The sequence below is a fragment of the Silvimonas soli genome (genome assembly GCF_030035605.1).
Classification (GTDB): domain Bacteria; phylum Pseudomonadota; class Gammaproteobacteria; order Burkholderiales; family Chitinibacteraceae; genus Silvimonas; species Silvimonas soli.
This window is the reverse complement of the sequence record NZ_CP106736.1, coordinates 947,603-968,405: the sequence shown is the minus strand read 5'-3', so window position 1 is coordinate 968,405 and position 20,803 is coordinate 947,603. Positions and strand designations below refer to the sequence as shown.

Annotated in this window: 20 protein-coding genes; 14 read left to right on the top strand and 6 right to left on the bottom strand. The window is 56.7% G+C overall.

The window, feature by feature from the left end:
* Positions 1 to 113: 113 nt before the first annotated feature.
* Together N7220_RS04505 and N7220_RS04500 are read left to right on the top strand one after the other, a co-directional pair.
* A complete protein-coding gene (locus N7220_RS04505; protein ID WP_283150272.1) occupies positions 114 to 2,375 on the top strand; it encodes a PAS domain S-box protein in 2,262 nt (753 codons plus the stop codon).
* Positions 2,375 to 3,004, top strand: a complete 630-nt coding sequence (locus N7220_RS04500; RefSeq protein ID WP_283150271.1) for a response regulator transcription factor — start codon at positions 2,375 to 2,377, stop codon at positions 3,002 to 3,004. Before N7220_RS04505 ends, N7220_RS04500 begins: the two co-directional genes overlap by 1 nt.
* Before the next feature lie 95 nt (positions 3,005 to 3,099).
* Here the strand turns inward: N7220_RS04500 and N7220_RS04495 are convergent, their stop codons facing one another.
* Positions 3,100 to 3,516, bottom strand: coding sequence for a ComEA family DNA-binding protein (locus N7220_RS04495; RefSeq protein ID WP_283150270.1), 417 nt, complete (start codon positions 3,514 to 3,516; stop codon positions 3,100 to 3,102).
* A 121-nt stretch (positions 3,517 to 3,637) separates the two neighbouring features.
* Here N7220_RS04495 and hpnC point away from each other — a divergent pair, with 121 nt between their 5' ends.
* The gene (gene hpnC, locus N7220_RS04490; RefSeq protein WP_283150269.1) at positions 3,638 to 4,471 is read left to right on the top strand and encodes a squalene synthase HpnC; all 834 of its coding nucleotides are present in this window, start codon (positions 3,638 to 3,640) and stop codon (positions 4,469 to 4,471) included.
* Positions 4,472 to 4,515: 44 nt separating this feature from the next.
* On the opposite strand, the gene lptM is transcribed toward hpnC, so the two are convergent.
* Positions 4,516 to 4,731 (bottom strand): LPS translocon maturation chaperone LptM, encoded by a 216-nt coding sequence (lptM, locus tag N7220_RS04485; RefSeq protein ID WP_283150268.1) that lies wholly within the window; start codon positions 4,729 to 4,731, stop codon positions 4,516 to 4,518.
* A gap of 52 nt (positions 4,732 to 4,783) precedes the next feature.
* Between lptM and cyaY the strand changes: the two genes are divergently transcribed.
* Positions 4,784 to 5,104, top strand: coding sequence for an iron donor protein CyaY (gene cyaY / locus N7220_RS04480; protein ID WP_283150267.1), 321 nt, complete (start codon positions 4,784 to 4,786; stop codon positions 5,102 to 5,104).
* Positions 5,105 to 5,177: 73 nt separating this feature from the next.
* Positions 5,178 to 6,632, top strand: a complete 1,455-nt coding sequence (locus tag N7220_RS04475; protein WP_283150266.1) for a M48 family metalloprotease — start codon at positions 5,178 to 5,180, stop codon at positions 6,630 to 6,632.
* A gap of 10 nt (positions 6,633 to 6,642) precedes the next feature.
* Here N7220_RS04475 and N7220_RS04470 read toward each other — a convergent pair whose 3' ends face one another.
* Positions 6,643 to 7,107, bottom strand: coding sequence for a DUF1841 family protein (locus N7220_RS04470; protein ID WP_283150265.1), 465 nt, complete (start codon positions 7,105 to 7,107; stop codon positions 6,643 to 6,645).
* Positions 7,108 to 7,211: 104 nt separating this feature from the next.
* Here N7220_RS04470 and N7220_RS04465 point away from each other — a divergent pair, with 104 nt between their 5' ends.
* The 5 genes from N7220_RS04465 (at position 7,212) to N7220_RS04445 (ending at position 13,588) form a co-directional block, all read left to right on the top strand.
* Positions 7,212 to 7,691 carry a glutathione peroxidase gene (locus tag N7220_RS04465; RefSeq protein WP_283150264.1) on the top strand — a complete coding sequence of 160 codons (480 nt, stop codon included), beginning with the start codon at positions 7,212 to 7,214 and terminating at the stop codon, positions 7,689 to 7,691.
* A 303-nt stretch (positions 7,692 to 7,994) separates the two neighbouring features.
* A complete protein-coding gene (gene carA, locus N7220_RS04460; RefSeq protein ID WP_283150263.1) occupies positions 7,995 to 9,125 on the top strand; it encodes a glutamine-hydrolyzing carbamoyl-phosphate synthase small subunit in 1,131 nt (376 codons plus the stop codon).
* A gap of 61 nt (positions 9,126 to 9,186) precedes the next feature.
* Entirely contained in the window at positions 9,187 to 12,408 is a 3,222-nt protein-coding gene (gene carB, locus N7220_RS04455; RefSeq protein WP_283150262.1) for a carbamoyl-phosphate synthase large subunit, read from the top strand.
* Between the two features lie 150 nt (positions 12,409 to 12,558).
* The gene (gene greA / locus N7220_RS04450) at positions 12,559 to 13,041 is read left to right on the top strand and encodes a transcription elongation factor GreA (protein WP_283150261.1); all 483 of its coding nucleotides are present in this window, start codon (positions 12,559 to 12,561) and stop codon (positions 13,039 to 13,041) included.
* 103 nt (positions 13,042 to 13,144) lie between these two features.
* The gene (locus tag N7220_RS04445) at positions 13,145 to 13,588 is read left to right on the top strand and encodes a DUF4149 domain-containing protein (RefSeq protein ID WP_283150260.1); all 444 of its coding nucleotides are present in this window, start codon (positions 13,145 to 13,147) and stop codon (positions 13,586 to 13,588) included.
* Between the two features lie 109 nt (positions 13,589 to 13,697).
* Here the strand turns inward: N7220_RS04445 and yhbY are convergent, their stop codons facing one another.
* A complete protein-coding gene (gene yhbY / locus N7220_RS04440) occupies positions 13,698 to 14,012 on the bottom strand; it encodes a ribosome assembly RNA-binding protein YhbY (RefSeq protein ID WP_283150259.1) in 315 nt (104 codons plus the stop codon).
* Positions 14,013 to 14,052: 40 nt separating this feature from the next.
* On the opposite strand from yhbY, the gene rlmE reads away from it, so the two are divergent.
* The 4 genes from rlmE (at position 14,053) to glmM (ending at position 19,028) form a co-directional block, all read left to right on the top strand.
* Positions 14,053 to 14,673 carry a 23S rRNA (uridine(2552)-2'-O)-methyltransferase RlmE gene (gene rlmE, locus N7220_RS04435; protein WP_283150258.1) on the top strand — a complete coding sequence of 207 codons (621 nt, stop codon included), beginning with the start codon at positions 14,053 to 14,055 and terminating at the stop codon, positions 14,671 to 14,673.
* A 101-nt stretch (positions 14,674 to 14,774) separates the two neighbouring features.
* Positions 14,775 to 16,685, top strand: coding sequence for an ATP-dependent zinc metalloprotease FtsH (gene ftsH, locus N7220_RS04430; protein WP_283150257.1), 1,911 nt, complete (start codon positions 14,775 to 14,777; stop codon positions 16,683 to 16,685).
* Between the two features lie 112 nt (positions 16,686 to 16,797).
* Positions 16,798 to 17,622, top strand: a complete 825-nt coding sequence (gene folP, locus N7220_RS04425) for a dihydropteroate synthase (RefSeq protein ID WP_283150256.1) — start codon at positions 16,798 to 16,800, stop codon at positions 17,620 to 17,622.
* A 44-nt stretch (positions 17,623 to 17,666) separates the two neighbouring features.
* A complete protein-coding gene (glmM, locus tag N7220_RS04420; protein ID WP_283150255.1) occupies positions 17,667 to 19,028 on the top strand; it encodes a phosphoglucosamine mutase in 1,362 nt (453 codons plus the stop codon).
* Between the two features lie 122 nt (positions 19,029 to 19,150).
* Here the strand turns inward: glmM and pstB are convergent, their stop codons facing one another.
* Positions 19,151 to 19,918 (bottom strand): phosphate ABC transporter ATP-binding protein PstB, encoded by a 768-nt coding sequence (gene pstB, locus N7220_RS04415; protein WP_283150254.1) that lies wholly within the window; start codon positions 19,916 to 19,918, stop codon positions 19,151 to 19,153.
* 41 nt (positions 19,919 to 19,959) lie between these two features.
* Positions 19,960 to 20,799 (bottom strand): phosphate ABC transporter permease PstA, encoded by an 840-nt coding sequence (gene pstA / locus N7220_RS04410; RefSeq protein ID WP_283150253.1) that lies wholly within the window; start codon positions 20,797 to 20,799, stop codon positions 19,960 to 19,962.
* Positions 20,800 to 20,803: the final 4 nt, after the last annotated feature.

Genomic DNA, 20,803 nt, shown 5'->3' with positions numbered 1-20,803 from the left:
TTTTGTTTTGGGTCCCCGGGGATGCAGGTGTAAGTCCGTAAAGGCAAATTTGCGATAAACAGGTATATTCTTCGCCCATGCGCTTACCCCGATTTCTACTTCCCTGGCACGCCATGCTGCCGTGGTTGGTTGCCCACGTTGCCATTGGTCTCGTGCTGGTTGCCTTGGCTGGTTATACCTGGCTGGATCAGCGACAAACCCAATCCGCCCGCGATATGACCATGGCGCAGGATCTGCTGTGGCAGGAGCAGGGCCTGCGGCTGCATTTGCAAACTAATCAGAATGTGCTGGAAAACCTGGCCTATAGCTTGGCGGCCAATGCCATCAACGATACGGATTTCAACGCTCGTGCGGACGCGTTGATGAAAGACAATCCGGAAATGCAGTCGGTGGAATACCTGAATGCGGCGGGGCATCGCATGGGTGGCTTGCCAGTGTATAGCTCGCGCCCCAGTAGCCTGGTGCCGCTTGATGACGAGCAAGTGCTCGAGACCGTGGATGGCGCCAGTACGCTGGGTTATGCCGTTTACAGTAACGTTATCATCCGCGATCAGCCTGTGATTGTGCTGGCAGTGCCGTACTACCATTCCACTGTTTATGCCGGCATGGTCGTGGCGACTTATTCGCTGCCCGAATTGCTGCGGCTGCGTATTCCCTGGTGGATGATCCAGCGTTACGACTTGGCCTTGCTGGACGACCAAGGTCATGTGGTGGCACCGCTCGACGCCACGGTTATGCCCGGCTCGTTGCTGACTCGAACCGTCGGCGTAGACCCGCTGGGTCACGAACTCAAGTTGCGCGCCAGTGTGCGCGATAACCCACGCGCCAGTAGCCAGGCCTGGTTGCTGGGGGCCGTGTTCTTGCTGCTCACCTTGTTGTGGTGGGTGCTGGCCATGTTGCGTCGGCGCATGTTGGAACGCCAGGCCGCCGAGGTCGCCTTGCGCGACGAAATGGGTTTTCGCTCGGCGATGGAAGATTCGCTAACCACTGGCTTGCGGGCCATGGATCGCGATGGTCGTATCATCTATGTGAACCCGGCGTTCTGCCACATGGTGGGCTGGAGTGCGTCCGAGTTAATGGGGCATATTCCGCCCATGCCTTACTGGCCGCCCGAAGAACTGGAAAACTGTGCTGCCGCCTACCGCGCCATCCTGGAAGGGCAGACACCGCAGAATGGCTATCAATTGCGCTTTATGCGGCGAAATGGCGAGCGCTTTGATGTGCGTTTGTACTCGTCACGGCTGGTGGATGGGCGCGGTGAGTATCGCGGCTGGATGGCGTCGTTGTATGACGTCACCGAAATCCGCCGCGAGCGCGAAGCTTTGGCGGCATCACGCAAGCAGTTACTCACGGTACTGGAAGGGCTGGAAGCTGCCGTGTCGGTAACTGACGAGCAAAGTGGTCAATTGCTGTATCGCAATCGTCACCACGATGACCTGTTCCCGCTGCGCGATGAAGCCGTGTGTTGTTTGATTCCGCTGATTCCGGATGACTCGCTTGCCGCCGAATCACGCGATCCGATTACTGGCCGCTGGTATCACGTGCAACGGCGACGGATCGAATGGGTGGATCGGCGCCAAGTCTGGCTGGATATCGCTGCGGATATCACCGATGTGCGTCAGTCAGCCGAAGAAATGCGCTTGCAGAGTGAAAAACTGCAGCACACCGCCCGTCTGATCAGCATGGGTGAACTGGCCTCCAGTCTGGCCCACGAGTTGAATCAGCCACTGGCAGCGATCAGCAGTTACGCCGCGGCAGCAGAAGAGATGCTGGCTACGCCAACGCCCATGGTCGAAAAAGCGGGCGATGTGCTCACACGTATTGGCGGGCAAGCGCGCCGCGCCGGGCAGATCATCCGCGGGATTCGCGATTTTGCCGCCAAACGGGCGCCACGCAAGGAAATCTGCGACCTGGCGGAATTGCTGTCGGTGCCATTGCAATTGCTCGAACCTGTGGTGCGTAAGACGCAGTCGCGAGTTATTGTGGAACTGCCAGACTCACTGCCCGAATTTCAGGGCGACAGCGTGATGCTGGAACAGGTATTGTTCAACCTGTTGAAAAACGGTCTGGAAGCCATGGCCGCCGCCGATGGTGACGCACCACGTGAAATCACGGTTTCGGCAACAGCCACCGATGAATCGCTAGAGGTGGTCGTGGCTGATCGCGGGCCGGGGCTGGCGTCGCCAGACTCACTGTTTCAGCCGTTTTACACCACCAAACCCGACGGTATGGGTATCGGTTTGAATATCTGCCGTTCGGTGATTGAGCAACATCGAGGCCAATTGCTGGCTGAGGCAAATCCGGGCGGGGGTACCCGCTTTATCTGCAAATTGCCGCTAACCATCAGTACGGCACTGACCGAGGAAACCGAATAATGCGACCAATTGCCATCATTGATGACGACATTGCAGTACGCGATGCGCTAACCCTGTTGTTTGAAACCCGCAGCTGGCCAGCGATTGCTTTCGATTCCGCCGAAAGCTTTCTGGCGGAAGCCGGCCCGGCAGATTTCAGCTGCATGGTGCTGGACGTACGCATGACCGGCATGAGCGGTCTGGAATTGTTCAACAAGATCAAAACCGCCGAATACCTGCCGCCAGTGATCTTCCTGACCGGCCATGGCGATGTGGCTATGGCTGTCGCCGCCGTAAAAGAAGGCGCAACCGACTTTCTGGAAAAGCCTTGTGACAACCGGGTGCTGGTCAGCAAAGTCCAGGCTTACCTGGAGCAGGACGTCGCCCTGCGTGGGGAATGGGAGGCGCGCCAATCGTTGTCGGATCAACTGGATGCACTGACGCCACGCGAGCGTGAAGTGCTGAGCGAATTGCTGGCAGGCAAACTCAACAAACAGATTGCCGATGCGCTGGCGATCAGTATCAAAACGGTGGAAGTCCACCGTGCCCGCATTTACACCAAGCTGCACGTACGCTCTGCAGTCGAGTTGGCGGCGCTGCTCAAAGATGTACCCTTGGCTGCCATTAGCGGCAAAGAGTCGGCGCATTAAGCAGCAAGCCTTGCATCACGCTTGAATGTAAAAAGACCTGCCGCGGGGCAGGTCTTTTTATGTGTGCAAGCCAGAACCGATAGAGCGATCGAGGCTTATTGCGAGGCCTTGGTCTTGGCTGGCTTCGGCGGCTTGGTCGGTTTTGGCGTTGGCGTTGCTGCCGCTGCGGCTGGTGCCGGCGTCGGTGTTGCCTTGGCTGCCGGAGCTTTGCTGGCAGGCGCCGGTGTTTTGGTGGCCGCTGCCGCAGCAGCAGTGGTAGCGCCACTGACCGCGATATCGCTCTTGATCTTGTTGTAAGTGCCTTCCTTGATGCCTGGCACTTTCATGATATCTTCGGGAGCCTTGAACGGGCCGGTTTTGGTGCGATAGTCGATAATGGCCTGAGCTTTGGAAGGGCCGATACCGTTAAGGGATTCGAGTTGCTCCAGAGTTGCATTGTTGATATTGACTGCAGCAAACGCGGAACCCATCAGCATGAATACGCTGAGAAGCGCGACGAACCATTTCTTCATGAAAGACTCCTTGATTGGTGTGTTGATTGCGAGACCACCGTCTTGTTTTAGCAGACTGTGATGCCAAACGCCCACGTATGCTGCATGAAGTGTTAGCAATCTGTCAGCCTGAAGCAGGTTTATGTTTGATATAACTCCTGGCCAATCGGTCGAACATTACGAAAACTTTCCCGTCGGTTCAATGCTGTTGCCGCACCGCTATCGCAAGGCGGTAGCCAGCGTTTACCACTTTGCCCGCCACGCTGATGATCTGGCGGATGAGGGCGATGCCACACCGGCAGAACGCTTGCAGGCACTGGCTGCTTGCCGGGCGGAACTGGCCCGCATTGAGCGCGGTGAAACACCACAAACGGCGCGTTATCAGGCGCTGGCAACGACGATTACCCAGTACCAGATTCCGCTTGGTCTTTGCGGCGATCTGCTGACCGCATTTGAACAAGACGTCGTCAAAACCCGTTACGAGGATTTTGGCGAGCTGGTGCAGTATTGCCGGCATTCGGCCAATCCGGTCGGGCGGATATTGCTGCATATCTTTGGCGCAGCAACGCCCACGCATCTGGCGCAATCCGATGGCATTTGCACTGCGCTGCAATTGATCAATTTCTGGCAAGACGTGGCCGTGGATTGGCAAAAAGGGCGCGTTTATATCCCGCAGGCCGATTTGCAGCGTTTTGGCGTCACCGAGGCCATGATTGCCCAGCAAACGTCAGATGTGGCGTGGCGAAGATTGATGGCGTTTCAGGTGGATCGTACCCGGCGCATGCTCAAGGGCGGCTCGCCACTGGCGCTGGCTTTGCCTGGCCGGATTGGCCTGGAGTTACGGCTGACTGTGTTGGGCGGCGATGCGGTGCTGGAAAAACTCAAGCGTAGCGACTACGACATGTTCCGCCAGCGGCCCAAGTTGGGTGCCACCGACTGGCCTGGTTTGCTCTGGCGCGCATTGCGCAAGCGTTGAGCAACAGTGCAAGCCTGCCGTAGCAGCAGGCTTGGCTGGCGTGCTTATTCGACCAGATCATCCAGCGTGACGGGGTCGCTGGCGTTCTCGGCCGCTGAAGCTTTGGCGGCGGCCGGGGCGCTGGCCGCAGGTTTGCTGGCTACCGGCGCGCTTGCTTTTGCGGGGGCCGATGCTTTGGGATGAGGGGGCAGGTAGAGCGGACCCTTGAAGCCGCAGGCGGTCAAGGATACCAGCGCAATACAACCTAACAGAGCGCGCATGAGTGGGGGCTTTGGTGGCAAAATCGCGATATTACCATGCAAGAACATGACCATGACTGAATCCGAATTCCTGAATCTTTCCGACACCATTCTCGATCGCATCGAAGCTGCTTGTGACGATGCCACTGCGGATATTGACCCACAGCGCCAGGGTAACGTGCTGGAACTTGAGTTTGAAGATGGCAGCAAAATCATCGTCAATCGCCACGTACCCAATCAAGAATTGTGGATCGCTGCCAAACACGGTGGTTTTCATTACCGCATGCAAAATGGTCAATGGCGCAACACCCGCGATGATGGCGAATTCTTTGCCGATCTGGCCACCGCCATCACCTTGCACGGTGGTGAAGAATTCCATTTTGGGGAGTCGTAAGCCTTCTGGACAGACTCATGCCCACCCTGGCGCAAATGGTCAGGGGCATGAATGAGGATGTGCCTTGCGTTGCATGACTTTACGAAACGGAGTGCTGGTTGCGGCGCTGGCGGGTTTGCTGGCGCTGCCGGTCGTGCGTGCCGATACCGGCAATCTGCCCAATCTTGGTGAGGACTCCCGCCAGGGCCTGACGCCCACGCAGGAGCGGCTGATCGGAGAAGCGGCGATGCTGGAAATTCGCCGCAGCGGCGATATGCTGGATGATGCCGAATTAACGGATTACATCAATCAGATCGGCCGTCTGCTGGTGGAAGCCAACGGTAGCAATATCCCGTTCACGTTTTTTATCGTGCGCGATGGCTCCATTAACGCTTTTGCCTTGCCTGGCGGCTTTGTCGGCGTCTTCACCGGGCTGATTGCCACCACCCAGCATGAGTCCGAACTCGCAGCCGTCATGGCGCATGAGATCTCGCACGTTACCCAGCACCATCTGGCACGCATGATTGACTCCCAGCGCATGACGCCGTGGATCACGCTGGCGGCGCTGGGGTTAGCGATTCTGGCGGCGCACGGCGGCGCGGGTGATATTGGCGTGGCAGCTGCGGCGGGTACGTCGGGGTATCTGATCCAGCGGCAACTCGACTTCACCTATGCCTATGAACAAGAGGCCGATCGCATAGGCATGCAAACACTGCTTGCTTCCGGGTTTGATCCCTATGCCATGCCGACCTTTTTTGGCCGCATGCAAAAGGCCAATCGTTTGCTGGAATTCAATGCGCCTGAATTCGTGCGTACCCATCCGGTGACCTACCGCCGTATTGCCGAAGCAGAAGACCGGCTGGCCGACGTGCGTTACAAGCAAGTCGTTGATTCAGCGGACTATCTGTATTTGCGTGAGCGCGCTATTGTGCTGCAGTCGGACGACCTTAAAGCCACCGTCCAGCGTTACCGCAGCACGCTGGCAGAAAAACGCTACCCCAATCTGGGGGCTCATTTATATGGTTTGGCGTTTGCCCAAGCCCGCGTTGGCGATTACGACAATGCCTGGCAAACTTTGCTGCGTGTCCGGGAGGTCTATGGCAAGCCCGAGTCGCACCCGGTGCTGGAATATCTGGCTGGCTCTATCCGGCTGGAGCAACAGAAATATGACGACGCGCTAACGCTCTTTCGCGAGGCGGAACGGCATTTCCCCGCCAGTCGGGCACTGATTTATGGCGAAGTGGATGCATTAACGCGTGCAAGGCGATATGACGAAGCGCTGGCGGCTATTCAGACGGCAGGGGTGATGGATGCCGCGTTGTACCAACGGCAGGCAAAAATCTACGAAGTCACTGGCCAGGCACAGCGCCAGCATATGGCTCAGGGCGAGTATTACGCCTTTCAGCATGAATACACCGCCGCCATTGAACAATTCCAGATCGCGCAGCGCCAGCCTGGTGCCGACTTTTATCAGCTATCCGGGATCGACGCGCGTTTGAAAGAATTGCAGGTACTGGTCGCCGACCGCAAAGAGCTGAGGGCGCAGTAACTGCAACGGCTCAGGTGGGCTGATTCGGTGGGTTGGTCGCGCTGCCCGGCAGCTTTTGGCGCAGGATATTGAGGTACACTGACGGATCAGGCGGCAAGCCGTAGCGTTGCGCCTGCCACAGCATTTCACCCAGGCCTTCCATCATCCAGTGCTGCGCGTCGTGCTCGTTGCCCGCCACTTTGCACAACTCTCCATATAGCGCGCGAATGCCAAAGGGCTGATCAATGGAAAGTTGTTCCTCGATAGCCAGATGCATGCTGATATGCAGAAAAGGATTGGTTTCGCCGTATTCCACCGGCCAGTCCTGGTCCAGATAATCCGGCGTCAAAAAATGGTGGTATTCCGGGTGGCGCAGCAGAACCGCCGCCGTCATCTTCTCCAGATCCGTCATTGGCTCAAGGCCGGGGATCTGGTGTTTGCGCCATGATTCGATCATGAAGTGGCGCGCTTCATCGCGGGATGGATTAAACAGCATCAGGATTCGGGCTTTATTCGCATTTTTCAGAATTACACAGCCAGATTGTCACCCAGCCCATGTGTGGCAGGAAAGCACTATCTGGCAACGCACGGAGAAACACCATGTCCAGTCTTTACGGGATTCATGTCGACGACATTCAGGGTAACGATGTCGCCATGGAGCGCTTTCGCGGCCAGGTGCTGCTGATTGTGAATGTCGCCAGCCGCTGCGGCTTCACTCCTCAATATGAGGGCCTGCAGGCCATTTACCAGCGCTTTCATGACAAAGGCCTGCAAGTACTGGGCTTTCCCTGCAACCAGTTTGGCGCGCAAGAGCCTGGTGAAGATGCAGAAATCCTCGATTTTTGCTCCACCAGCTTTGGCGTGCAGTTCCCGATGTTTTCCAAGGTGGATGTCAACGGCAGCGGGGCACATCCGCTGTATCAGTTTCTGAAATCCGAGCATCCGGGGCTATTGGGCACCGAGTCGATCAAATGGAACTTCACCAAGTTCCTGGTTGATCGGGAAGGCAATGTGGTCGACCGTTATGCGCCTACCGCCACGCCAGAGTCGCTGGTGGCCGATATCGAAAAACTGCTGTAACAAGGTTTAAACACGCGCGGATGTCATTGATCGCAAAGGCTTTAATGGCCCATTGCGAGGTGATGTCGGGGTGCTCCTGCATTTGTCCTAACGCATTGAAATGTTGAAGTAAAACGCGTTTCGCGATAGAATCCGGAAAATTTTGTGCAGACGAACGGGCCAGGGCAACCTGTCCCGTTTTTCTACGTATAGGGGAGCCTGAACGGCCCGAAAACCCCGCCCATACTGGCCGGGTGGGCGGGCGTTGCTACAGACTCCCGCACCGATTCTCATATCTGCGGGCGCAATGCCCAGGAGCCGCCAGTGTCCAAACCTGCTTTACTTGCGCTTGCCGACGGCACCCTGTTTCACGGTACATCGATTGGCGCTGATGGCGAAACCATCGGCGAAGTGGTTTTCAATACCGCGATGACCGGTTACCAGGAAATTCTGACCGATCCATCCTACTGTCGTCAGATCGTTACCCTGACTTATCCTCATATTGGCAACTACGGTGTGAATCCGGAAGACGTGGAAAGCCGTGGCGTGTTTGCTGCCGGTTTGATCATCCGCGATCTGCCTTTGCTGCATTCGAACTTCCGCGCTTCGATGAGCCTGGGCGAGTATCTGGTCAAACACAATGTGGTGGCCATTGCCGATATCGATACCCGCAAGCTGACCCGTATCCTGCGTGAGAAGGGCGCTCAGCCTGGCTGTATCGTGAGCGGCGACAACATCGATGCCGCTGCTGCCGTAGAAAAAGCCAAGTCGTTTGGCTCGATGGCTGGCCAGGATCTGGCCAAGGTCGTGAGCGCTACCGAGCGCTACGAGTGGACGACGGCAGAGTGGAAGCTGGGCGTGGGTTACACCGTTCAGTCCAACCCGAAGTTCAAGGTTGTGGCCTATGACTTCGGCGTCAAACACAACATCCTGCGCATGCTGGCCGAACGGGGCTGTGAGCTGACTGTGGTGCCGGCACAAACCCCGGCTGCCGATGTTTTGGCGATGAATCCGGATGGTGTGTTTCTGTCCAACGGCCCTGGCGATCCAGAGCCATGTGATTACGCGATCGAAGCCATTCAGGTGTTCCTGGAAAAAAGCATTCCGACCTTTGGTATCTGTCTGGGCCATCAGTTGCTGGGTCTGGCCACTGGCGGCAAGACCAGCAAGATGAAGTTTGGTCACCACGGTGCCAACCATCCGGTGCAGGATCTGGATACCGGTCACGTGATGATCACCAGCCAGAATCATGGCTTCCAGGTCGATGAAACCAGCCTGCCTGCCAACGTGCGCGTGACTCATCGTTCCTTGTTTGACGGCACCGTGCAAGGCATTGCGCTGACCGACCGCCCGGCCTACAGCTTCCAGGGTCACCCGGAAGCCAGCCCAGGCCCGCACGACGTAGCGTATCTGTTTGATCGCTTCATCAAAATGATGGAAGAACACCGACGTTAAGCAGTGTATGCGGCGTGCCCGGCGCGCCTTCACTTCTTCTCGTCATCACAGGTAGCAAGCAATGCCAAAACGTACAGACATTAAAAGCATTCTCATTATTGGCGCTGGCCCGATCATCATCGGCCAGGCGTGCGAATTCGATTATTCCGGCGCGCAGGCATGTAAAGCCCTGCGTGAAGAGGGTTACAAGGTTATTCTGGTCAACAGCAATCCGGCCACGATCATGACCGACCCGAACATGGCCGACGTGACTTACATCGAGCCTATTACCTGGCAAGTGGTCGAGAAAATCATCGACAAGGAACGCCCTGATGCGATCCTGCCGACCATGGGTGGTCAGACTGCGCTGAACTGTGCACTGGATCTGTGGCGCAACGGTGTGCTGGACAAGTACAAGGTCGAGCTGATTGGTGCCACGCCAGAAGCCATCGACAAGGCTGAAGATCGCCAGAAATTCAAAGCGGCAATGGACAAGATCGGCCTTGGTTCTGCCAAGTCTGCCATTGCCCACACGCTGGAAGAAGCGCTCGCCGCCCAAGCCAATCTGGGCTTTCCGTCGATCATTCGGCCATCGTTTACCATGGGTGGTTCGGGCGGCGGTATCGCTTATAACATCCAGGAATTCATCGAAATCTGTACCCGCGGTCTGGATTTGTCGCCGACCAAAGAGCTGCTGATTGAAGAGTCGCTGCTGGGCTGGAAAGAATACGAGATGGAAGTGGTGCGTGACCGCGCCGACAACTGCATTATCGTGTGCTCCATTGAGAACCTGGACCCGATGGGCGTGCATACCGGTGACTCGATCACCGTCGCCCCGGCGCAAACGCTGACCGACAAGGAATACCAGATCATGCGTAACGCATCGATCGCGGTATTGCGCGAGATCGGTGTGGATACCGGCGGTTCTAACGTGCAGTTCTCGGTCAACCCGGCAGATGGTCGTTTGATCGTGATCGAAATGAATCCGCGCGTATCGCGTTCGTCGGCGCTGGCTTCCAAGGCGACCGGCTTCCCGATCGCCAAGATCGCTGCCAAACTGGCCGTGGGTTACACGCTGGACGAGCTGAAGAATGAAATCACCGGCGGCAAGACCCCGGCTTCGTTCGAGCCGTCTATCGATTACGTGGTTACCAAGATTCCGCGTTTTGCGTTTGAGAAATTCCCGCAAGCCAATGACCGCCTGACCACACAAATGAAGTCGGTCGGCGAAGTGATGGCGATTGGCCGCACTCAGCAAGAGTCGCTGCAAAAAGCATTGCGTGGCCTCGAAACCGGCATGTCCGGCTTTGACGAACTCACCACTGATCGCGCGAAGATTGAGTCTGAAATTGCCTCGCCTGGCCCGGAGCGCCTCTGGTACGTGGCTGATGCATTCCGCGTCGGCATGAGTCTGGATGAAATTCACAATCTGTCGAAGATTGACCCGTGGTTCCTGGTACAGATTGAAGACTTGCTGAAAGACGAAGCCGCGCTGCGTGGCCGTACTCTGGAAAGCCTGACTGGCGCTGATCTGCGCAAACTGAAGCGTAAAGGCTTCTCGGATCGTCGCATCGGTGCTTTGTTGGGTACCGATCAGAACGCCGTGCGCCGGGCGCGTCATGCGGCTGGCGTGCGCCCGGTGTACAAGCGCGTGGATACTTGTGCGGCTGAGTTCTCCACCAACACCGCGTATATGTACTCCAGCTATGACGAAGAGTGCGAAGCCAACCCCACCGACAAGAAGAAAGTCATGGTGCTGGGTGGCGGTCCGAACCGCATCGGCCAAGGTATCGAGTTTGACTACTGTTGCGTGCACGCCGCACTGGCGCTGAGCGAAGATGGTTATGAAACCATCATGGTCAACTGTAATCCGGAAACCGTTTCTACCGATTACGACACGTCTGATCGTCTCTACTTTGAACCGCTGACACTGGAAGACGTGCTGGAAGTCGTGGCCGTTGAAAAACCGGTTGGCGTGATCGTGCAATACGGTGGTCAGACTCCGCTGAAACTGGCGCGGGCGCTGGAAGCCAACGGCGTGCCGATTGTCGGCACCAGCCCGGACATGATCGACGCCGCAGAAGACCGCGAGCGCTTCCAGAAACTGCTGCAGGATCTGGCATTGCGCCAGCCGCCTAACGCCACCGCGCGTAACGAGAAAGACGCGCTGGTGCTGGCTGCCAACCTCGGTTATCCGCTGGTAGTGCGCCCGTCTTACGTGCTGGGCGGTCGCGCCATGCGCATCGTGCACTCTGAGGACGATCTGGCCCGCTATATGCGTGAGGCGGTGAAGGTCTCCAACGACAGCCCGGTGCTGCTGGATCGCTTCCTGAATGACGCGATTGAAGTGGACGTGGATGCCATCTCCGACGGCGAAGAAGTGCTGATCGGCGGCATCATGGAGCACATCGAACAAGCTGGCGTGCACTCCGGTGACTCGGCTTGCTCGCTGCCACCGTATTCGCTCAGCAAAGAGCTGCAAGACGAACTGCGTCGCCAGACCGTGGCGATGGCCAAAGCGCTGAACGTGATCGGCCTGATGAACGTGCAGTTTGCGATCCAGGGCAAAGGCGCGGAAGCCACAGTATTTGTACTGGAAGTAAACCCACGCGCTTCGCGGACCGTGCCGTATGTGTCCAAGGCCACCAGCCTGCCGCTGGCCAAGATCGCAGCTCGCTGCATGATGGGGCAGACGCTGGCCAGTCAGGGTGTGACCAAAGAAGTGATCCCGCCGTATTACTCGGTGAAAGAGGCGGTGTTCCCGTTCGTGAAATTCCCCGGCGTGGATACCATCCTTGGGCCGGAAATGAAGTCGACCGGTGAAGTCATGGGCGTAGGCGAGACTTTTGCCGAGGCCTTTGTGAAGTCGCAACTGGCCGCCAGCATCGTGCTGCCGACATCAGGCAATGTGTTTATCTCGGTGAAAGAGAGCGACAAGCCCGTGGCCGTCGAGTGCGCGCGCGTATTGGTGCAATTGGGCTTCAAGATCATTGCTACCAAGGGCACGGCTTTGGCGCTGGAAGAGGCTGGCGTGGAAGTGACGCCAGTCAACAAGGTGACTGAAGGCCGTCCGCACATCGTGGACATGATCGTGAATAGCGAGATCGCCATGATCGTGAATACGGTGGAAGAGCGTCGTCAGGCGATTCAGGATAGTTACTCCATCCGCCACGAAGCGCTCAAGGCCAAACTGCCGGTGTACACCACCATCGCGGGCGCGCGTGCAGCATGTATCGGCATGCGTGATCTGGGCGAGGTGAAGGTTTACGACCTGCAGGGCTTGCACCGTTTGCTTAAAGCCTGATACCTTATTACCTGCAACGCCACAACCGCCGCCCTTTCTGCAAAGGGCGGCGGTTGTGCTTTTATTGTCTGGCCGCGAGACCTTCAACCTGGTTTGCAAGGCGGCGCCGCATTGGAAAACCAGGCCTCTTGGGCCGCAGGAGAACAAGAAATGATCAAAGTCCCGCTGACCGTTGTCGGTGCGGAAAAACTGAAGGCAGAGTTGCAACGCCTGAAAAGTGTTGACCGCCCTGAAGTCATTGCCGCCATTGCCGAAGCCCGTTCACACGGCGATTTGTCGGAAAACGCAGAATATGATGCTGCCAAGGAAAAACAATCCTTTGTAGAAGGCCGTATTGCCGATCTGGAAAGCAAAATTTCCAACGCGCAAGTGATTGACCCTGCTTCGCTGGCACAAACCGCAGAAGGCCGCGTGGTGTTTGGCGCAACAGTTGACCTGGAAGACCTGGAAGCCGGTGGCAACGTCACTTACCAGATCGTGGGTGACGATGAAGCCAATCTGAAAGACGGCAAGATTTCCGTCTCCAGCCCGATTGCGCGTGCACTGATCGGCAAATATGCCGGTGATGTCGCTGAAGTTGTAGCGCCTGGTGGCATCCGCGAATATGAAGTGCTGGATGTGAAGTATCTGTAAGGCTTGGCGAGCGCGGGTCGAGGTATAAGCCCCGCTCTGCGTTTTACCTGCACCACGTGCTGGCTATCCCTCGTACCTAACCCCTCACTTCTCGTAGAAAAAAATGGGTAACGGACTCAAAAACGTACTGACCGTATTGTGGATTGGTGGCCTGTGGATTGTGGGGCTGCTGGTGTTGCCATTGTTGTTTTTGACGCTGGATGCCAGTCATGGGTTCGCGCCGGTGCTAGCGGCCAAGATATTGCACGCTATGGGCTGGGTTGGGATTGTGGCTGGCGTATATCTGCTGATCTATCGCATCTGGTTTGATGGATTGCGGGCGTTCCAGACTGGCGCGTTCTGGCTGCTGATTGGCATGCTGGTATGCACACTGCTCAACCAGTTTGCCATCTTCCCGATTCTGGCCGGGGTGAAATCAAAACTGAGCGAGAGCGCTGTCGGCGTGTTTGGTGGTGGTTTTGCCAACTGGCATACCATTTCTACCGCTATCTATGCGGTGCAGGCATTGTTTGGCTTGGTCTACGTCTGGAAGATGGACAACAAATAAGCGGTTAGGGCGGGAAGGGTGAAGCGCGGGGTAAAACCTGGTGTATCTGCCCGGCAAGCCAGAGTGGGGAGGGCGGTAAATCTCGCGCCGTTACCCCACTCCTCAAGCATTACTTGGCTTTTTTGGCCTTCGGCAGCACGATGCGGGTGCGTTCTGCATCTGCCTGACGATAGATGATCAACAGCTTGCCCAGATGCTGTACTGCCGATGCACCCAAGTCTTTGCAGATTTGTTCCAGGTATTGCACGCGGGCTTCGCGATCATCACCCAGCACACGAACCTTGATCAGTTCATGCGCATCCAGATTGAGCGCAATCTCACGGATCACGGCATCGGTCAGGCCGTTGTTACCGATCATCACGACCGGATTAAGATGATGGGCAAGGCCACGCAAATAGCGGCGCTGATCCGGAGTAAGTTCCATTTTTGATTTAATACCTTGAATAAACAGGCGATTGTACCGGATGGCACGGACCAAGACCAGCAATGCATGGTTGCAAGAACATGTGAATGACCAGTATGTGCAGATGGCGCAAAAGGATGGCTATCGCGCCCGTGCTGCATATAAGCTGCTGGAAATAAACGATAAAGATCAGCTGATCAAACCCGGGATGTGGGTGGCTGACCTGGGCGCTGCCCCCGGAAGCTGGTCGCAAGTCGCGGCGCGGATCGTTGGTAATAGCGGAAGGGTCTTTGCGCTGGACATCCTGGAAATGGGATTTATTCCAGGCGTTGATTTCATTCAGGGCGATTTTCGCGAAGAATCGGTACTGAAGGCATATAGTGATTTGCTCGGAGATCGTCAGGTAGACCTTGTGATTTGCGATATGGCCCCAAATATCACTGGGACGGCGGTGACCGATCAAGCCCGTTCCATGTATCTGTGTGAGCTTGCTCTGGAATTTGCTCAAAATCATTTGAAACCAGGTGGCCATTTCCTGGTCAAGGTATTCCAGGGTTATGGCTATAACGAATATATGACCGCAATGCGTGACACTTTTGCCACAGTGGTAACGCGTAAACCGAAAGCTTCGCGTGACCGTAGCGCGGAAATGTATCTGCTTGGCAAGCAAAAAAAGGATTGAGCGGTTAGAATTCCGCTGTGCAGCAAGCATTTATGCGACAGGAGCAAGGTGTGCGCCCTTGTGTGGTTCCTGCTTCGTTACCCGGTTAAAGGGCTTGGGAAATGAATAATTTAGGTAAGAATATCGCCATCTGGCTGATCATTGGTTTGGTCCTGATGACGGTCTTCAATCAATTTACCAAACGCCAGGACACAGTCGGCCAAGTGCCGTACTCGCAGTTCATGGCGGATGTGGAAGCTGATCGTGTCTCCAGTGTGGAGATCGAAGGCTATCCACTGCGTGGTCAATGGATTCGCGGCAAGCGCAATGACGGCTCCGCGTTCTCCACTTACGCGCCGTTCGATTTCCGCCTCGTTGATACGCTGATCAAGCACAACGTGAAGTTTGCGGCCAAGCCGGAAGAAGAGCAGGGCTTCCTGACGCAGCTGTTTATTTCGTGGTTCCCGATGCTGTTGCTGATTGGCGTCTGGGTCTTCTTCATGCGACAGATGCAAGGCGGTGGCAAAGGCGGGGCGTTCAGCTTCGGCAAATCCCGCGCCCGCATGCTGGATGAATCCAACAATTCGGTGACATTTGCTGATGTCGCCGGTTGCGATGAAGCCAAAGAAGAAGTTGCTGAAATTGTTGATTACCTGCGTGATCCAACCAAATACCAGAGCCTGGGTGGCCGTATGCCACGCGGTATCTTGATGGTGGGGTCGCCCGGTACCGGTAAAACGCTGCTGGCCAAGGCCATTGCTGGCGAAGCCAAGGTGCCGTTCTTCTCGATTTCCGGTTCGGATTTCGTTGAAATGTTTGTCGGTGTGGGTGCGGCTCGCGTTCGCGACATGTTCGAAAACGCCAAGAAAAACGCCCCTTGTATCATTTTCATCGATGAAATCGACGCCGTTGGTCGCCAGCGTGGCGCCGGCATGGGCGGCGGTAACGATGAGCGTGAACAAACACTGAACCAGATGCTGGTTGAGATGGACGGCTTTGAAGGCAACTCCGGCGTGATCGTGATTGCTGCGACCAACCGTCCAGACGTACTGGACCCGGCTTTGCTGCGTCCGGGCCGGTTCGATCGTCAGGTTGTGGTTTCGCTGCCGGATATCCGTGGTCGCGAACAGATTCTTGGCGTGCACATGCGCAAGGTGCCGATCTCCAATGACGTCGAGCCGAGTGTGCTGGCTCGCGGTACTCCGGGTATGTCCGGGGCCGATCTGGCCAACCTGGTGAACGAAGCCGCGCTGTTTGCCGCTCGCCGTAACAAACGTCTGGTCGACATGGATGACTTTGAGTCGGCCAAGGACAAGATCATGATGGGCGCGGAGCGCCGCACCATGGTTATGTCGGAAGAAGAAAAGCGCAACACGGCTTACCACGAATCCGGTCATGCGGTGGTAGCAGAGCTGTTGCCCAAGGCCGATCCGGTGCACAAGGTCACCATCATTCCGCGTGGTCGTGCGCTGGGTGTGACCATGCAACTGCCGGAAGAAGACCGTTACGCATATGACCGTGAATACCTGCTGAACCGCATTGCCATTTTGTTTGGTGGCCGGATCGCAGAAGAAGTGTTCATGAACCAGATGACCACCGGTGCGTCGAACGACTTTGAGCGTGCTACGCAAATGGCGCGCGACATGGTGACCCGCTACGGTATGAGCGACAAGCTCGGTCCGATGGTTTATGGCGAGAACGAAGGCGAAGTGTTCCTTGGTCGTTCGGTAACCACGCACAAGAGCGTGTCGGAAACTACCATGCAGCAAGTCGATGGCGAAATCCGCCGCATTATCGACGAGCAATATGCATTGGCGCGCAATCTGTTGGAGACCAATCGTGACAAGGTTGAAGCGATGACGCGTGCGCTGCTCGATTGGGAAACCATCGATGCCGAGCAGATCGAAGACATCATGCAAGGTCGCGATCCGCGCCCACCAAAATCGCCACCAACCCGGCCAACAGCGCCGTCCGGTGACCGTCCAAGTGGTGATGCTCCGGCAGCGACGACAACCCCGGCTACTGAAGCCTGATTGTCAGCAAGTAATACCAAAGCGGCCACATTGTGGCCGCTTTTTTCTTCTGTAGCGTGGCAAAGCAAAGGTTCTGATTGAATTGTCTTTTGCGCGCATGCCCGGAGTTCCAATGCACAGTTTGCAGTGTGGCCGCTTTACTCTGACGCTCGATCGCCCCCAAGTCATGGGCATCTTGAACGTGACGCCCGATTCGTTTTCTGATGGTGGCAGTTTCGATACCTGTTCCAAAGCCGTTGCGCATGCGGAGACGCTGGTAAGCCAGGGCGCGGACATCATTGATATCGGCGGCGAATCGACGCGCCCCGGTGCTGAGTTGGTCAGCATCGAAGACGAGATTGCCCGCGTGGTGCCGGTTATTACCGCGCTGAAGTCGCTGAATGTGCCTCTGTCCATTGATACGCGGCGCCCGGCGGTGATGCTGGCCGCGCTGGATGCCGGTGTTGACCTCATCAATGACATCGCCGCGCTGGAAGGTGAGGGCGCGCTGCGAGTGGCGGCCAAAGGCAACGTGGCTGTCTGTCTGATGCATATGAAGGGCGAGCCGCGCACCATGCAGGTCGCGCCAGAATATGACGACGTGGTGGCTGAAGTTACCAGCTATCTGGCAACTCGCCGGGACGAGGCTGAGCAAGCCGGCATTGAACGCAGTCGCATCCTGCTGGATCCGGGTTTTGGTTTTGGCAAAAACCTGGCGCACAACATCGCGTTATTTAACGCCATGCCGCAAATGCGCGAGGCGCTCGGCTGTCCCTTGCTGATTGGCGTATCGCGTAAGTCCATGCTGGGTCAAATCACCGGCCGGGTCGTGAGCGACCGCATGGCAGCCAGTGTGGCGGCGGCGTTACTCGCTGCGCAAAAGGGCGCGGCCATCGTGCGGGTGCATGATGTCAGGGAAACTGTGGATGCGCTGAAAATCTGGCAAGCCTTACAATGAGCGCGGCTTTTTGCTTAACGGTTGGTTAATTTCAGGATTCAGAAATGGGACGCAAATATTTCGGTACGGATGGTGTGCGTGGCTTGGTTGGGGAGTATCCGATTACCCCGGAATTTGCCATGAAGCTGGGTTACGCCGCTGGCCGGGTGCTCGCTACAACCGAACGCCGCCAAAGCGGTGACCATGCTGCGGTCCTGATTGGTAAAGACACCCGGGTTTCCGGTTACATGCTGGAAGCCGCCCTGCAAGCGGGTTTGAACGCCGCGGGTGTGGATGTGCATGTGACCGGGCCGCTGCCTACGCCGGGCGTCGCTTATTTGACTCGCGCATTGCGTTTGTCCGCGGGCGTAGTGATCTCTGCGTCGCACAATCCTTACTACGATAACGGCATCAAGTTCTTTGGTGCTGGTGGCAAAAAGCTGCCGGATGACGTCGAGCAGGCCATTGAAGAGGCTATCGACGACGCGCAACCTTGCGTCGGTTCCAAAACGCTGGGTAAAGCCTGGCGCGTGGGTGATGCATCTGGCCGCTATATCGAATTCTGCAAATCAACCTTCCCCAACGAATTTGACCTGCGTGGCCTCAAACTCGTGGTCGATTGTGCCCACGGCGCAACCTACCAGGTGGCTCCTCACGTGTTCCACGAGCTGGGTGCCGAAGTCATTACCATCGGCGATAAGCCCAATGGCTACAACATCAACGAAAACTGCGGTGCCACGCACGTTGAGTTGCTGCGCAAAACCGTACTGGCCGAAGGCGCTGATTACGGTATCGCACTGGACGGTGACGGCGACCGGCTCATCATGGTGGATGGCGATGGTTCCATCATCGATGGCGACTTGCTGATCTATGTACTGGCCCGTTATCGCGCCGAGCAGGGCTCGCTGCGCGGTGGCGTGGTCGGCACACTCATGACTAACCTCGGGGTCGAGAACGGCCTGAAAGCCGCTGGAATCGCCTTTGAACGGGCCAAGGTGGGCGATCGCTATGTGCTGGAGCGCCTGCAAGCTAATGGCTGGGTGTTGGGCGGCGAAGGTTCCGGTCATATTTTGAGCCTGGATAGGCACACCACGGGCGACGGCATTGTTTCGGCGTTGCAAGTGCTGGAAGCGCTGATCGAGCAAGGCAAGACACTCAGCGCCTTCCGCGATGAACTGACCTTGTCGACGCAGGTGCTCAAGAATGTGCGCATCGGCAAGGGTTTCCAGGTCAGTTCTTCGCCTTCAATTCGCGAAGCGGTGCAGAAGGCGGAAGCCGCAATGGGTAGCCAGGGGCGTGTACTGTTGCGTCCTTCGGGCACCGAACCGCTGGTTCGTGTCATGGTCGAACACGTTGATGCCGGTGCCGCCGAGCAATGGGCTGAGTCGATTGCCGCTGTAGTCACCAACGAAGCGAGCGCAGACTGATCCAGTTGTGATGTGTATCGGGCAGAAGGCTCGTTTCTTCTGGTAGCGACAAAAGAAAAAGCCCGCTTTTGCGGGCTTTTTCTTGTCTGACGGTCAACTGCCAGAATGTGTTCAACCAGTAATCAACCGAATTTACCGGTGATATAGTCTTCGGTCGCTTTCTTGGTTGGTGTGGTGAAGATGGTGTCGGTTTCGCCCACTTCGACCAGTTCGCCCAGGTACATATAAGCGGTGTAGTCCGAAACGCGCGCTGCTTGCTGCATGTTGTGGGTCACAATTGCGATGGTGTAATCGCGCTTGAGTTCGTGCACCAGTTCTTCGATATGCGCAGTGGAGATCGGGTCCAGCGCGGAGGTTGGTTCATCCAGCAGCAGCACTTCTGGCTTCACGGCAATGGCGCGGGCGATACACAGACGCTGTTGCTGACCACCCGACAGGCCCAGGCCTGACTGGCGCAGCTTGTCTTTGGCTTCATTCCACAGTGCAGCCTTGGACAATGCCCATTCCACGCGATCATCCATCTCGGATTTGGAAAGGTTGTCGTACAGCTTCACGCCAAACGCGATGTTGTCGTAAATCGACATCGGGAAGGGCGTTGGCTTCTGGAACACCATGCCCACCTTGGCGCGCAGCATGTTCAGGTCAACGCCGCGATCCAGCACGTTGTTGCCATTCATGATGATCTCGCCCTCGGCGCGCAGCTTCGGGTAAAGCTCATACATGCGGTTAAAGGTGCGCAGCAGCGTGGATTTGCCGCAACCCGAAGGGCCGATAAAGGCGGTGACTTTGCCTTCGCGGATATTCAGATTGATGTTTTTCAGCGCGTGATAGTTGCCGTAATAGAAATTCAGATTATTGACGGCGAGTTTGATCTTGGTTTCTGCGGTCATGCTGGAGTCCTGAAGTCGCATTTTCGTTTCGTCCCTGCGGCTTAGTGTTGTTGCTGGGGTTTGATCAGCGTACGGGCGATCACGTTCATCGCCAGTACAAACAGGCCAATCAGCAAACTGCCGGCCCATGCCAGGTTATGCCAGTCTTCGTACGGGCTCATTGCGAACTGGAAGATCACCACTGGCAAGTTGGCCATTGGCTGGTTCATGTTGCTGTAGAACTGGTTGTTAAGCGAAGTAAACAGCAGCGGCGCGGTTTCACCCACGATGCGGGCCACGGCCAGCAGTACGCCGGTGACCACACCAGCTTTGGCGGCGCGCAGAGTGACCAGCAGAGTCATTTTCCATTGCGGTGCACCCAGCGCGTAGGCTGCTTCACGCATGCTGTGCGGAACCAGGCGCAACATGCTTTCGGTAGTGCGTACCACCACCGGAATAACCAGAATGGCCAGCGCAAACGAACCGGCCCAACCCGAGAAGTGCCCTGTCTTGACCACGTAGACTTCGTACATGAACAAGCCGATCACAATCGACGGCGCGGATAGCAGAATGTCATTGATAAAGCGGGTTACCGGAGCCAGCCAGCCACGATCGCCAAACTCGGCCAGATAGGTGCCGGCCAGAATGCCAATCGGCGTACCCACCAGCGTGCCAGTCAACGACATCAGCAAGCTGCCCAGAATCGCATTGGACAAGCCGCCTGCGCTGCCCGGGGCAGGTGTGGTTTGCGTGAACAGTGTGAGTGCCAGGCCTCCAAAACCGTTCTTGAACAGCGTGTAGAGAATCCAGGCCAGCCAGAACAGACCAAACAACATGGCAGCAACTGACAGGGCCAGGCTCAGTACGTTGACAATGCGTCGGCGAATATAAGTAGACGACATGTTC

Coding starts and splice junctions, on each gene's coding strand:
- N7220_RS04505 (WP_283150272.1), top strand. CDS start 114: ATGCTGCCGTGGTTGGTTGCCCACGTTGCCATTGGTCTCGTGCTGGTT.
- N7220_RS04500 (WP_283150271.1), top strand. CDS start 2,375: ATGCGACCAATTGCCATCATTGATGACGACATTGCAGTACGCGATGCG.
- N7220_RS04495 (WP_283150270.1), bottom strand. CDS start 3,516: ATGAAGAAATGGTTCGTCGCGCTTCTCAGCGTATTCATGCTGATGGGT.
- hpnC (WP_283150269.1), top strand. CDS start 3,638: ATGTTTGATATAACTCCTGGCCAATCGGTCGAACATTACGAAAACTTT.
- lptM (WP_283150268.1), bottom strand. CDS start 4,731: ATGCGCGCTCTGTTAGGTTGTATTGCGCTGGTATCCTTGACCGCCTGC.
- cyaY (WP_283150267.1), top strand. CDS start 4,784: ATGACTGAATCCGAATTCCTGAATCTTTCCGACACCATTCTCGATCGC.
- N7220_RS04475 (WP_283150266.1), top strand. CDS start 5,178: ATGACTTTACGAAACGGAGTGCTGGTTGCGGCGCTGGCGGGTTTGCTG.
- N7220_RS04470 (WP_283150265.1), bottom strand. CDS start 7,107: ATGCTGTTTAATCCATCCCGCGATGAAGCGCGCCACTTCATGATCGAA.
- N7220_RS04465 (WP_283150264.1), top strand. CDS start 7,212: ATGTCCAGTCTTTACGGGATTCATGTCGACGACATTCAGGGTAACGAT.
- carB (WP_283150262.1), top strand. CDS start 9,187: ATGCCAAAACGTACAGACATTAAAAGCATTCTCATTATTGGCGCTGGC.
- greA (WP_283150261.1), top strand. CDS start 12,559: ATGATCAAAGTCCCGCTGACCGTTGTCGGTGCGGAAAAACTGAAGGCA.
- N7220_RS04445 (WP_283150260.1), top strand. CDS start 13,145: ATGGGTAACGGACTCAAAAACGTACTGACCGTATTGTGGATTGGTGGC.
- yhbY (WP_283150259.1), bottom strand. CDS start 14,012: ATGGAACTTACTCCGGATCAGCGCCGCTATTTGCGTGGCCTTGCCCAT.
- rlmE (WP_283150258.1), top strand. CDS start 14,053: ATGGCACGGACCAAGACCAGCAATGCATGGTTGCAAGAACATGTGAAT.
- ftsH (WP_283150257.1), top strand. CDS start 14,775: ATGAATAATTTAGGTAAGAATATCGCCATCTGGCTGATCATTGGTTTG.
- folP (WP_283150256.1), top strand. CDS start 16,798: ATGCACAGTTTGCAGTGTGGCCGCTTTACTCTGACGCTCGATCGCCCC.
- glmM (WP_283150255.1), top strand. CDS start 17,667: ATGGGACGCAAATATTTCGGTACGGATGGTGTGCGTGGCTTGGTTGGG.
- pstB (WP_283150254.1), bottom strand. CDS start 19,918: ATGACCGCAGAAACCAAGATCAAACTCGCCGTCAATAATCTGAATTTC.
- pstA (WP_283150253.1), bottom strand. CDS start 20,799: ATGTCGTCTACTTATATTCGCCGACGCATTGTCAACGTACTGAGCCTG.